The sequence below is a fragment of the Plantactinospora sp. CA-294935 genome (assembly GCF_050936445.1).
In the GTDB taxonomy this organism is placed as follows: Bacteria; Actinomycetota; Actinomycetes; order Mycobacteriales; family Micromonosporaceae; genus Plantactinospora.
The window spans coordinates 4,166,063-4,178,274 of sequence record NZ_JBNJMU010000001.1 but is presented as its reverse complement, the minus strand read 5'-3'; the positions used below and the strand labels follow the sequence as shown (position 1 = coordinate 4,178,274).

The window sequence follows — 12,212 nt, the reverse complement described above, 5'->3', positions numbered from 1 at the left end:
GCTGATCCGCGACCTGAGGGGCGGGACGTCGCCACCGCGACGACCCGCCCCTCAGCCGACCGTGGCCAACCCGGTGAGCCGGGCGAGCGAGCCCTCGAGGTCGGCACCCACCCGACGCATCCCCCAGCGCAGCAGCGCCCCGCTGACCGGGCCGGCGGGCCAGCGGACCATGATCAGGCGTACCGAGGTGCCGTCCTCCTCCGGTGCGAGTTCGACGTAGACCTCGGTGCGTGCCTCGGCCCGCGCGCCCGAGCCCTCGGCCCGCTCGCGCCACGCGATCAGGGTCGGCTCCTGATACGCGATCACCTCGGCGTCCAGCGCCCGGCCCGCCGCGTGTACCCGCTGACGGCGGCCGATCCCCTCCCCGGAGAGCACCTCCGCCTGGCGTACCCCGGCCAGCCAGCCCGGCAGGTGTTCAGCCCGCTGGACCAGGTCCCACACCGCCTCGATCGGTGCGGAGACCCGCGTGCTGCGTTCGATGAGCATCATCCTCAGTCGCCTCCATTGCGGACAACCCGTGACCATTGGCAGCTTATTCACGATTAAGGACGAAACCGGACGATTGGCTATCGACACGCCGGAAGAAACTACCCCGGTGGAATTCGCCGACCCGGGGCGCCCGGCCCGTAGGGGCGACTCGCCGCGATCGCCGCACCGGAACGGACAGCCGGGAAACCTGGTGGCGGAGCGCCCCGGGGGCGTGCGTAGGCTGGAGACCGTGACGGTACGCGTACGCTTCGCCCCTTCCCCGACTGGAATGTTCCACGTCGGCGGCGCCCGCTCGGCCCTACAGAACTGGATCTTCGCGAAGCAGCAGGGCGGCGTTTTCGTGCTGCGGATCGAGGACACCGACGCGGCCCGCAACCGGCCGGAATGGACCGAGGGGATCCTCTCCGCACTGGACTGGATCGGGATCGCCCGGGGCAGCTACGAGGGACCGCACTTCCAGTCCGCGAACGCGGGCGAGCACCGCAACGCCGCGACCCGGCTCCACACCGCCGGCCGGGCGTACTACTGCGACTGCACCCGGGAGGCGATCCAGGCCCGCACCGGCTCGCAGTACCAGGGCTACGACGGCTTCTGCCGGGACCGCGGCCTGGAGCCGGGGCCGGGGCGGGCGCTGCGGTTCCGTACCCCGGACGAGGGCGAGACCGTGGTGGTCGACCTGGTCCGCGGCGAGCCCACCTTCGAGAACAAGCTGATCGAGGATTTCGTGATCGCCCGGGGCGACGGCTCGGCGGTCTTCCTGCTGGCCAACGTCGTGGACGACCTCACGATGGGCATCACGCACGTGATCCGGGCCGAGGAGCACCTGCCGAACACGCCCAAGCAGCAGCTCCTCTGGGACGCGCTCGGGGTCAAGCCGCCGATCTGGGCCCACGTGCCGGTGGTGGTCAACGAGAAGCGGCAGAAGCTCTCCAAGCGGCGCGACAAGGTGGCCCTGGAGGCGTACCGGGACGAGGGCTACCTCGCCGACGCGATGCGCAACTACCTGATGCTGCTCGGCTGGGCGCCCTCCGGCGACCGGGAGATCGTGCCGTGGTCGGTGATCGAGTCCGAGTTCCGGCTGGCCGAGGTGAACCCGTCACCGGCGTTCTTCGACGAGAAGAAGCTGCGGGCGTTCAACGGCGAGTACATCCGGGCGCTGCCGGTCGACGAGTTCGTCGCGGCCTGCCAGCCCTGGCTGACCGGTACCGAGACCATCGCCCCGCCGCCCTGGCAGCCGGCCGAGTTCGACCCGGCCGCGTTCGCCGCGGTGGCGCCGCTGGCCCAGACCCGGATCGCGGTACTCAGCGAGATCGTGCCGAACGTCGACTTCCTCTTCCTGGACTCGCCGCTGGTCGACGAGGCGGCCTGGGCGAAGAGCATGAAGGAGGGCTCCGCCGACCTGCTGGACGAGACGATCGCCGCCTTCGAGGCCCTGCCGGAGTGGGCGGCGGAGCCGCTGAAGGCGACCCTGGAGGAGGTCGGTGCCCGCCGGGGGCTGAAGCTCGGCAAGGCACAGGCGCCGGTCCGGGTGGCCGTGACGGGGCGCAGCGTCGGGCTGCCGCTCTTCGAGTCGCTGGCCGTACTCGGCCGGGAGCGTACCCTCACCCGACTCCGCGCGGCCCGGCTCCGACTGGTCTGACCGGCACCTGTCCGGCCGCACCTGTCCGGCCGCACCTGGCCGGCCGTCGGTCCGGCCGCACCTGGCCGGCCGTCGGTCCGGCCTTCGGCGCGGCGGTCCCGGCCGAGCGGACGGTTCCGTCGGCCGTTCGGCATCGGGTCCGCCCGCCGCCCTGTCGACGCCGTCCGGACCACCGGCCCGGTGCAGTGGCGCAACGGTCAGTTCGCGGAACCGGATCGGCTCGAACTGCGGCGCCGGAGCAGCAGTCCGCCGGCCAGCGCGGCCAGCACCAGTACGGCACCGAGGACCCACGGCCACCACGCCGGTCCACCCGGGTCGGCGGCCGGGGTCAGTGGTCCGGCCGCGGCCGGCGGCGCGGTGGCCGGCGCCGAGCTGGCCGGGGCGACCGGGGTCGGCGCGGCGGCCGACGGCGAGGCGGTCGGGATGGTCCCCACGGTGAGGGTGAACCGGACCTCCCCCTTCACCGGGTGCCCGTCGCCGGACGCGACCTGGTACTGGACGATGTAGAGCCCGGCGGCGCCCGGCCGGACCGGCACGGTCACCCGGGAGCCGGCGAAGGCGGGCTTACCCGCCGCCGCGTCGACGTTGTCCGGGCCGGTTACCGTGACCCGCGTGGTACGCGGGTCGAGCTTGTTCAGGAAGGTCAGCCGTACGCTGGCCGGCGCCTTGCCGAGCCGGGCGCCGTTACGGGGATCGCTGCTGGTCAGCGAGTTGTGCGCGGCGGCGGGACCGGCCGGCAGCAGTACGCTCAGCGCCACCAGCACGACGCTCAGCACCAGTGTTCCGACACGGGTGACCCGGGCCCCCATGATCGCCTCCGTCCCGCTACGATTTCGCCCAACTGATCAATGGCTCGCCACCTTAGTCGACCCTAGATCGCAGATAGTTCCAATAACTGCTCGTCCAGGTGCAACCGAGCGGCGTTCTGCGGAGTCTTTGTAGTGAGTACGGCAGGTCCATCCCGGACAGTGCCGTGCGCTCCACCGACCAACCAGCGCGTGACCTGCATCATGGCCACCATTGAGACGGGGCGAGGAGGTCGGCGATGGCCGGAGAGGTGAGTCGTCGACTTGTCGGCGTGGCGACGCTGTTGATCGCTGCGGCGAGTTGGCTCGGGATCGCGGGCGCCGCCCAGGCGAAGCCGGCCAAGCCGACGTCGGTCGTGATCAGCGGCAAGGACCTGTCGGCCCCGCTGACCGTCCAGGCCCAGGACAAGCCGGAACTCTTCGCCGCGCTCGTCGACCAGGTGGGCTTCCTGAAGACCGGCGGCGGCAACACCCGTGGGTTGAAGGCCGCCGACCTGGGTCCGAAATACACCGTCGTGGTGCACGTCGGCAACGCCGCCCAGCAGTCGTACGACCTGTACCCGCTGGCCAAGGGCGGGCCGCGGGTCTATCGACCGGCCCGGCAGCCGGACAAGAGCCGGCCCGGCGCGGCTTGGTTCTTCGGCCGGCTGACCATGGCCGAAACCCTGATGGCGGCCGGCGTGCCGCTGCCCGAGCAGAACGTCAGCAGCCTGCACGGCGGCGGGGTCGGCGGTGGCGAACGGGTGATCCCGGACGACGCGATCGGCACCGGCAAGGACGTCGACCGGCTGCTCGGCGATCTGCGGCAGTTGATGCTGCTCAACGGTGCCGTGCTGCTCGCCATCACCCTGGGGCTCGCCGGCATCGCACTGCTGGTCCGGCGCCGCACCCGCTGACCCGACCGGCCAGCCAGCGCCCGGGAAGCATCCGGTCCGGACCGGCCGGCCCCGACCACGGGGCAGGGCCCGACGGGCAGCGGTCAGCACCAGCGGCGCGGCGGGCGGTCGCGCCGGACGGAACGCCGCGACGGGCGTACCGCGCCGTGCCGGTGCGCCCCGGCCCAGCCCGGCAGATCGGTCTGGCAACCCGGGGTACGCCGGCCGACCGGCTCGATCGGCGTCTCCGCCGACCCGTCCGGGCTGCCCGTCGAGGTGCTGGCGTGGGCGGGCCGGTCCTGGACCTCGCCGTCCGGCTCGCCCGGGCGGGGCCGAGGAACCAGCCTCGACCGGTCGCCCACCCGCCCCGGGTCGGTCAGGGAGTGCTCCGCACCGCCCGGGTCGGACGCCAGCACGGCGCCCTCCCCCGGATCCGTGGGCCGGCACATCCCGGCCTGGTCGTCCGCTGCCGCCGGCCCGGCTGGCCGGGCCGCTGTCCTCGCCGCCGGGCGGGACACACCGGACGGGTCGACCGGATCCGCGGCCGATCGCGGATCGTCGAGGCCGTCCGGGAGCCCGGCGACCACCGGTTCGGCGCCGGGGCGGCCGGGCGCCGGGCCGTCGAGCGGACCTGCCGGAAGCCCCGCACTGGCGCCGCAGACCCAGCGGAACCGTCCGACCGGGCCGAGCGGGGGCAGCGGCCCACGATCGCCAAGCAACGAGTCCGGCTCGTCCTCCGAACAGCCACGCTCGGCGTCATGCGCCATCCAGGCCTCCTCACACTCGCCGCCGGGTGGGCGGTCGCCCCGGCGTGCGGTGGCACCCACACGGTTGACGGTGAGCCAGTGCGGGAAAGCGCATCACCGGGACCATGTCACCGTACTGGTCTCCGACGACGAGTTCGACGCCGCCGTGGCGAGAAACTGCAGCATTCCGCAGTGCGGAAGATCCAGGTCACGAACTGGTCAACCTCCGGCCGGCGGGACACGGCCGGTGGTCACTCCTGCCCGGCGGGCTTCGGAAAGACGGTCGCCCAGAGCGGGAAGGCGACGAGCCAGATTACGATCGCCACGGTCAACCGCACGATCCAGGCCAGCAGTTCGGCGGTGCGGTCCGGGTCGCCGACCATGAGGACGCCGAGGCCGAGCAGCCCGCAGGCGACGAACCAGCCCAGCAGCCCCTTTGCCCACTCCCGCCACTCGTACCGGGCCCGGGCCCAGCCGCCGCTGGGCGGTCTGGTGGGTGGCGGCCCGCCCGCGAACCGGTACGCGAACCGCTGGTCGGCCCAGCGGATCATGCTGTGCCCGAAGGCGACCGAGAAGCCGAGGTACGCCGCTGCCAGCCCGTGCGTGAAGTCGGCGGTGGCACCCCGACGCAGGTCGAGTACGGTGGCGACCAGGATCACAAGATCGATCAACGGGGTACCGAGCAGCAGCAGCGCGCCGAGCCGGGGCATCCGGAGCGGATAGCGGGCGATCAGTCCGGCACCGAGCAGCACCCAGAACCCGATCTCGCCCGCGGCGATCACCGCCAGCATCCCGTACCCCCGATCCTCCGCCCGGCCGCCCGGGTCCGCTCCGGCACGGCGACGCTGCCTGGAGCCCGCCGCCCGGTCACTGCCACCAGTCTCGGCGGGCCGACCGGCCGTGCCCTCGGCACCGGTACCGAGATCCGGGTCCGCCGAAAGAGGTACGCCTACACCCTTCGACGGACCCTGACCGGGGCGGCCTCGTCGTCGGGGCCGACGGGAAGGGCCCGCCGGTGTGATGGGATCGAGGGGTGACCGCACGGCTGAGCCTGGAGCGCGGGTCCCTCGCCCGGGACATCGCGCTGGCGTCCGCGTCCCTGGCGGGCGGGCTGCTGATGATGGTGCTCGGGGTCTACCACCCGCTCAATCCCGGCCTGCTGGACGCCCCGCCGGTGCTCTTCGTCGGCACCCTCGCCCTCGCCTGCCTGGCCGTGGCGCTGCGCCGGGTGGCGACCCGGCTCGGCCTGGCGCTGGGTACCGTCGCCATCGTCGTCGACCTCGCCTACGGATCGTCGCTGGCCACCAGCCTGGTCTACACCCAGGTGCTCTTCGACTCCTGCGTCTACGGGTCGGCGAGGCTCTGGCGTCGGCTGCTCCGGGTCAACCTGGCGCTGACCGGGGTCGCCGCGCTGACCGGGGTCTTCCTGGCGTCCCCGGCCTGGCAGGGCATCGGGCTGGCAATTCCGGTGGTGCTGATCGGAGTGTTGCCGGTGGTCAGCGGCATCAGCGTCCGGCAGTACCGCGACCAGGCCGCGGCCGAGCGGGCCCGGGCCGAGCAGACCGCCCGGCTGGCCGAACTCGACCGGCGCCAGGCGGTGGCGGCGGAGCGGAGCCGGATGGCCCGGGAACTGCACGACGTGATCGCCAACCACCTGAGCGCGGTCGCCATCCACGCCACCGCGGCGCTCTCGGTCTCCGGGCTGGACCGGTCCCAGCTCGACCAGGCGCTGCGGGTGATCCGGGAGAACAGCGTGCAGGGGCTCGCCGAGATGCGGCAGATGATCGGCCTGCTCCGGGAACCGGCCGACCCCGGGTCGGTGCCGCCACCGACCGAAGTCGAGCCCGTGCCGCCCGGGGGCGACCCGCACCGGCCGGCCATCCCGGACCGGTCGCCGGGCGGGGGTGGAAGTTCCGCGCGGGGGAACCCGCCGGATGCCGGACCGACGCCGGGCGGAGGACCGGGGCGCGGCAGCCTCCCCGCCGCCGGACCGACCCGGCTGGGCACGGTCGACGGTCCGGTCCGGGCCCGGCTGGCCGAGGTGGGCCGGCTGGTCGGCCAGGCCCGGGACGCCGGCCTGCCGGTACGGTTCTCCACGACCGGCGAGGTACGCCCGCTGCCGATCGGCGTGGACCTGGCCGCGTACCGGATCGTCCAGGAGTCGCTCACCAACGCGCTCAAGCACGGCGCCGGCCCGGCCACCCTGACCATCTGCCACGAGCGCCGGTCGGTCAGCCTCACCATCGAGAACCCGCTCGACCGCTCCGGTGAGGCTCGGGGTGCCGGGGCCGGCCTGCCCGGTGCGGGCGCCGGACTGATCGGGATGCGGGAACGGGCCGCCCTGCTGGGCGGCCGGTTCGAGGCCGGCCCGAGCGGATCGAGCTGGCGGGTGCACGCGGAACTGCCGAACGCCGAGTCCTCCGGCCCGCCGACCCGGCCTGCGCCCGAGCCCGCCGGGCCGCCCGGCTCCGCCGGGGAAGCTGGCCGGCCGGTGGCGCCGCCGACGGTCCGGCCGTGACCGGGCCGGACGACGACCTGGCCGGCGGCGTCACCGCCGTCGGCACCCCGGCCAGCGGCGACCGGCCCGGTGGTGCCGGATCGGGGGCGGGCCGGGTGATCCGGGTGGTGGTCGCCGACGACCAGGACGCGGTCCGGGCCGGTCTGGTGCTGATCCTCGCCGCTACGCCCGGGCTGGACGTGGTCGGCGAGGCGGCCGACGGCGAGGAGGCGGTGGCACTGTGCCGGCGGCTCCGGCCGGACGTGGCGGTGCTCGACGTCCGGATGCCCCGGCTCGACGGTGTCTCGGCGACCGCCGAGATCGTCGCCGAGCGGCTGGCCGATGTCCTGGTGCTGACCACGTTCGACCTCGACGAGTACGTCTTCGGCGCGCTCCGGGCCGGCGCGTCCGGATTCCTGCTCAAGGACACCGACGCCGACGGGCTGGTCGACGCGGTGCGTACCGTCGCCCGGGGCGAGGGGATCATCGCACCGGCGGTGACCCGTCGGTTGATCACCGCCTTCGCCGCCACCACGCCGACCACCCCGGCAACCGCCCGGACGGCGGTGGCCGACCTGACGCCCCGGGAGCGGGACGTGCTGGCCTGTCTCGGGCTGGGGCTGTCCAACCAGCAGATCGCCGAGCGGTTGACGATGGCGGAGAGCACCACCAAGACCCACGTGAGCCGGATCCTCGGCAAGCTCGGCCTGCGCAGCCGGGTGCAGGCCGCGATCCTGGCGCAGGAACTGGGCCTGCCGCCGCCCTGACCGACCCGTCCCGGTCCCCCCGCGGCCCGTCGCCCTCCGGGCCCGGCCCCTGGTGTCCCGTCCCGCCTCGGACCGACCCGGTCCGCCACCGGTCGGGCTGGCGGCCGAGCCGTCGACGACCAGAGCGGGACGCGCTACCGGACGGCCTGGTCCGGCCGGCGGTCGGGTGCCTGGGGACTGCCGGCCGGGGGCGGCACCACCCGGGCGGCCAGCGGGACGACGGCGAGCGCGAGCAGCCAGCCGCCGAGCACGTCGGTCGGCCAGTGCGCCAACAGGGCCAGCCGGGTAAGTCCCACGAAGGCCGCGAAGGCCACGGCCAGCGCGACGGTGAGCACCCGGGCCGGGCCGCCGAGCCGGTACCAGAGCAGGAGTACGGCCACCAGCGCCGCCGCCGCCGCGTTGCTGGTGTGCCCGCTCGGAAACCCGTTGCTGGTGATCACGACGAAGCCGTCCTCGGGCCGGGGGTGGTGCACCAGCCAGTGCATCAGCCCCCAGAGCACCGGTATCAGCACCGTCACCACGGCGCAGAGCGCGGCCGCCCGGCGCCCGCCCCGGACGGCCAGCCCCACCGTGACGGCCAGGCCGGCGACCAGGAACGGCACCGTGGCGGCGACGTCGGTGGCGATCCGCAGCACGTCGACCACCCGAGGGCTGGTGTCGCCGTACCCCCGGAAGGTGTCGCTGACGGCGGTGTCGAACCGGTCCAGCGGCGCCCAGCCGGCCACGGTCAGTGCGAGCAGCACCAGGAAACCGGCGAGCGCGAGCAGCGGGACCACCAGCGGCGGGCGGGCGACCATCGGGCCATGATGCCACGGCCGGTGGCGGCGTCCGGGATTCCGCGTGGCACGCTGGGCCGATGGCGAGCGAGGCGGGCGACGGCGAACTGGCGGCCACGCTGCGTCGGATCGAACGGGCGGCGGGCAACCTGGCCAGCGCCAGCGTCACCCGGATGGACGAGACGCTGCCCTGGTTCCGCGACCTGCCGGCCGAGCAGCGGTCCTGGGTGATGCTGGTCGCCCAGGCCGGCGTCCGATCCCTGGTCGAGTGGCTGCGATCGCGACCGGACGCCGACGACCGCAGCGGCGCCGACGCGCTGGCCGACAGTCCGGACGAGGTCTTCGCCGCCGCGCCCCGGGCGCTGGCCCGGTCGATCAGCCTCCAGCAGACGGTGGCCCTGATCAAGGTGACCATCGACGTGGTGGAGGAGCAGGTACCGCACCTCGCGGCACCGGGCGAGGAGCGGCTGCTGCACGAGGCCGTACTCAAGTTCTCCCGGGAGATCGCCTTCGCGGCCGCCCGGGTGTACGCGCGGGCCGCCGAATCGCGCGGCTCCTGGGACGCCCGCCTCCAGGCGCTGCTGGTGGACGCGCTGCTCCGGGGCGACTCCCCGGACGTGCTGGCCAGCCGGGCGGCGGCGCTGGGCTGGTCGGACGCCCCACCGGTGGCGGTGGCGGTGGGCCGGTCCCCGGGCGGCGAGGTCGCCGCCGTGCTGCACACCATCTACCGGGTCACCCGGCGGCTCGGCCTGGAGATGATCGGCGGGGTGCACGGTGACCGCCTCGTCCTGGTGCTCGGCGGCGCGACCGACCCGCTCGCCGCCACCGCGAAGATGCTCGCCGGGTTTGGCCCCGGTCCGGTGGTGGTCGGGCCGGCCGTGCCGAGCCTGGACGCGGCGACCGACTCGGCCCGGGCGGCGCTGGCCGGCTTCCGGGCCGCACCGGCCTGGCCGGCCGCGCCCCGCCCGGTGGCCGCCGCCGACCTGCTCCCCGAGCGGGCCCTGGCCGGTGACCCGGAGGCCCGGCGGGCGCTGCGCCAGGACGTCTTCGCCGCGCTGGTCCGGGCCGGCGGCGAACTGCTGGAGACCCTGGACGCGTTCTTCGCGGCCGGCGGTGTGCTGGAGAGTGCCGCCCGGACGCTCTTCGTGCACCCGAACACGGTGCGGTACCGGCTGCGCCGGGTCGCGGATGTGACGGGATTCTCTCCGCTCACCGCCCGGGACTCCTTCGCGTTGCGGATGGCGTTGACGATCGGACGGTTGGATCCGTCCGCCCCGGTCGGGCCAGGGACGGGACAGTAGCCCCGTATGGGACAGACGGAACGAGAAGTCCGTGACTGCCATGGATCTTTGTAGGTTCCCCACAAAGCTGGTAGTGCGGATTGGTACATCACGGCAACCACGCTGGGACGGATGATCCAGGAGAGTCGTAAGCGTGCTCGCCGTACTCTCGCCCGGCCAGGGTTCCCAGAAGCCCGGCTTCCTGACCCCGTGGCTCCAGCTCCCCGGCACAGCCGCCCGGCTGCGCTGGTGGTCCGTGCTGGCCGGCGTCGACCTCGTCCGGCTCGGCACCGAGGGTGACGCCGACGAGATCCGGGACACCGCGCGTACCCAGCCGCTGCTGGTCGCCGCCGCCCTGCTCGCCGCCGAACAGCTTCCGATGCACGACGTGACGGCAACCGCCGGGCACAGCGTCGGTGAACTGGCCGCAGCGGCGCTGGCCGGTGTACTGAGCCCGGAGGCGGCGGTCACCCTGGCCGGCGTACGGGGTCGGGAGATGGCCACCGCCTGCGCGCTGGAACCGACCGGAATGTCGGCGGTGATGGGCGGCGACCGGGACGAGGTGCTGGCCGCCCTCGCCGCACACGAGCTGCACCCGGCCAACTTCAACGGCGCCGGCCAGATCGTGGTGGCCGGTGCGGTCGACCGGCTGGCCAAGTTCGCCGCCGACCCGCCCGCCGGCACCAAGGTGATCGCCCTGAAGGTCGCCGGGGCCTTCCACACCCCCTACATGGCACCGGCCGAGCAGGCCCTCGCCGGCATCGCGGCCGGGATCACCCCGAGCGACCCGACCCGGATCCTGCTCTCCAACGCCGACGGCACCGCCGTCGACCACGGACGGGAGATGCTGCAACGCCTGGTCCGCCAGGTGACCGCCCCGGTCCGCTGGGACGTCTGCGTCCGCCGCCTCGCCGACCTCGGCGTGACCGCGGTGATCGAGCTGCCCCCGGCCGGCACCCTGGCCGGGCTGATCAAGCGGGAACTCAAGGGCACCGGTCAGGTCCCCGAGATCGTCACCCTGAACACCCCGGACGACCTGGCCGCGGCCCGCGACCTGATCGCCCGGCACGGCGCACCGTCCGGGCACCGGCCGGCCACCCGGTTCCGGGTGGTGGTGGCCGGTGCCGCCGGCACCTTCGCACCGGTCGAGGGCCTGGCCGAGGGCACCGCCATCGAGTCCGGGCAGGTCGTCGGGCACGTCGCCACCCGGCAGGGCGCGGTCGAGGTCACCGCGCACGGCTCCGGCGTACTCACCGAATGGCTCGCCCACCACGACGACCCGGTCGCCCCGGGCCAGCCCGTCGCCCGCATCGGAGGACAGCGTTCATGATCGGTCACCGGGAGAACCCGGACCACCGCCCGGCGGTGGTCCGGTGAGCAGGATGATCGCGCTCGGCCACTACCAGCCGTCGCGGGTACTCACCAACGACGACCTGGCCCAGCTCGTCGACACCAACGACACCTGGATCCGCGAGCGGGTCGGCATCGTCACCCGGCGGATCGCCGACACCGAGACCGTCGCCGACATGGCCGCCGCCGCGGCCGACAAGGCACTGGCCAACTCGGGGTTGGCCGCCTCCGACATCGACCTGGTCGTGGTGGCCACCTGCTCTGCCATCGACCGCAGCCCGAACACCGCCTGCCGGGTCGCCGCCAAGCTCGGCATTGACGCACCGGGCGCGTTCGACATCAACACCGCCTGCTCCGGCTTCTCGTACGCGCTCGGCACCGCCGACCACGCGCTGCGGGCCGGTGCCGCCCGCAACGCGATCGTGATCGGTGCGGAGAAGCTCTCCGACTTCACCGACTGGACCGACCGGTCGACCTGCATCCTCTTCGGCGACGCCGCCGGGGCGGCCGTACTCACCGCCACCGGGGACGACGAGCCGGACGGCATCGGGCCGGTGGTCTGGGGCTCGGTCCCGGAGCGCAGCGAGGCGGTCCGGATCGAGGGCTGGCGCCCGTACATCCAGCAGGAGGGGCAGTCGGTCTTCCGCTGGGCCACCACCGCACTGGCCCCGCTCGCCCTGAAGGCCTGCGAGCGGGCCGGTGTCGCCCCGTCGGAGATCGCCGCGTTCGTGCCGCACCAGGCCAACCTGCGAATCATCGAGGGCATCGCCAAGCGGCTCGACATGCCGCAGGCGGTGATCGCCAAGGACATCGTCGAGTCTGGCAACACCTCGGCGGCGAGCGTGCCGCTGGCCCTCTCCAAGCTGGTCGAACGCCGGGAGGTGCCGTCCGGCGCCCCGGTGCTGCTGTTCGGCTTCGGCGGCGGCCTCACCTACGCCGGACAGGTCGTCCGGTGCCCCTGACCCGGTGCCCCTGACCGGTGCTCCG

At 74.1% G+C, this 12,212-nt stretch carries 12 protein-coding genes; 7 read left to right on the top strand and 5 right to left on the bottom strand.

The genetic code is table 11. From position 1 onward, the window contains the following. Positions 1–51 precede the first annotated feature (51 nt). Positions 52–489 carry an SRPBCC family protein gene (locus ACQEVC_RS18685; RefSeq protein ID WP_101367363.1) on the bottom strand — a complete coding sequence of 146 codons (438 nt, stop codon included), beginning with the start codon at positions 487–489 and terminating at the stop codon, positions 52–54. 229 nt (positions 490–718) lie between these two features. Here ACQEVC_RS18685 and gltX point away from each other — a divergent pair, with 229 nt between their 5' ends. Next, positions 719–2,128, top strand: a complete 1,410-nt coding sequence (gltX, locus tag ACQEVC_RS18680) for a glutamate--tRNA ligase (RefSeq protein WP_432879085.1) — start codon at positions 719–721, stop codon at positions 2,126–2,128. A 197-nt stretch (positions 2,129–2,325) separates the two neighbouring features. Here gltX and ACQEVC_RS18675 read toward each other — a convergent pair whose 3' ends face one another. Then, positions 2,326–2,937 (bottom strand): copper resistance CopC family protein, encoded by a 612-nt coding sequence (locus ACQEVC_RS18675; protein WP_432879082.1) that lies wholly within the window; start codon positions 2,935–2,937, stop codon positions 2,326–2,328. A 236-nt stretch (positions 2,938–3,173) separates the two neighbouring features. On the opposite strand from ACQEVC_RS18675, the gene ACQEVC_RS18670 reads away from it, so the two are divergent. Then, positions 3,174–3,830, top strand: a complete 657-nt coding sequence (locus tag ACQEVC_RS18670; RefSeq protein WP_432879079.1) for a hypothetical protein — start codon at positions 3,174–3,176, stop codon at positions 3,828–3,830. An 83-nt stretch (positions 3,831–3,913) separates the two neighbouring features. Here the strand turns inward: ACQEVC_RS18670 and ACQEVC_RS18665 are convergent, their stop codons facing one another. Both ACQEVC_RS18665 and ACQEVC_RS18660 read right to left on the bottom strand, forming a co-directional pair. Continuing rightward, the gene (locus tag ACQEVC_RS18665; RefSeq protein ID WP_432879077.1) at positions 3,914–4,576 is read right to left on the bottom strand and encodes a hypothetical protein; all 663 of its coding nucleotides are present in this window, start codon (positions 4,574–4,576) and stop codon (positions 3,914–3,916) included. 230 nt (positions 4,577–4,806) lie between these two features. Next, positions 4,807–5,346 carry a hypothetical protein gene (locus ACQEVC_RS18660; protein WP_432879074.1) on the bottom strand — a complete coding sequence of 180 codons (540 nt, stop codon included), beginning with the start codon at positions 5,344–5,346 and terminating at the stop codon, positions 4,807–4,809. 242 nt (positions 5,347–5,588) lie between these two features. Between ACQEVC_RS18660 and ACQEVC_RS18655 the strand changes: the two genes are divergently transcribed. Both ACQEVC_RS18655 and ACQEVC_RS18650 read left to right on the top strand, forming a co-directional pair. After that, the gene (locus ACQEVC_RS18655) at positions 5,589–7,073 is read left to right on the top strand and encodes a sensor histidine kinase (protein WP_432879072.1); all 1,485 of its coding nucleotides are present in this window, start codon (positions 5,589–5,591) and stop codon (positions 7,071–7,073) included. Between the two features lie 95 nt (positions 7,074–7,168). Continuing rightward, positions 7,169–7,819, top strand: coding sequence for a response regulator (locus ACQEVC_RS18650; protein ID WP_432891524.1), 651 nt, complete (start codon positions 7,169–7,171; stop codon positions 7,817–7,819). A gap of 134 nt (positions 7,820–7,953) precedes the next feature. Here ACQEVC_RS18650 and ACQEVC_RS18645 read toward each other — a convergent pair whose 3' ends face one another. After that, on the bottom strand, positions 7,954–8,616 hold the full coding sequence (locus tag ACQEVC_RS18645) for a phosphatase PAP2 family protein (RefSeq protein WP_432879069.1): 663 nt from the start codon (positions 8,614–8,616) through the stop codon (positions 7,954–7,956). 59 nt (positions 8,617–8,675) lie between these two features. Between ACQEVC_RS18645 and ACQEVC_RS18640 the strand changes: the two genes are divergently transcribed. From ACQEVC_RS18640 to ACQEVC_RS18630, 3 genes are all read left to right on the top strand, one after another. Then, a complete protein-coding gene (locus tag ACQEVC_RS18640; protein WP_432879066.1) occupies positions 8,676–9,896 on the top strand; it encodes a PucR family transcriptional regulator in 1,221 nt (406 codons plus the stop codon). 133 nt (positions 9,897–10,029) lie between these two features. Beyond that, complete coding sequence (locus ACQEVC_RS18635; protein WP_432879062.1) at positions 10,030–11,205, top strand: acyltransferase domain-containing protein; 1,176 nt, start codon at positions 10,030–10,032, stop codon at positions 11,203–11,205. 52 nt (positions 11,206–11,257) lie between these two features. Then, complete coding sequence (locus ACQEVC_RS18630) at positions 11,258–12,187, top strand: beta-ketoacyl-ACP synthase III (protein ID WP_432891521.1); 930 nt, start codon at positions 11,258–11,260, stop codon at positions 12,185–12,187. The last annotated feature ends 25 nt before the right edge of the window (positions 12,188–12,212 follow it).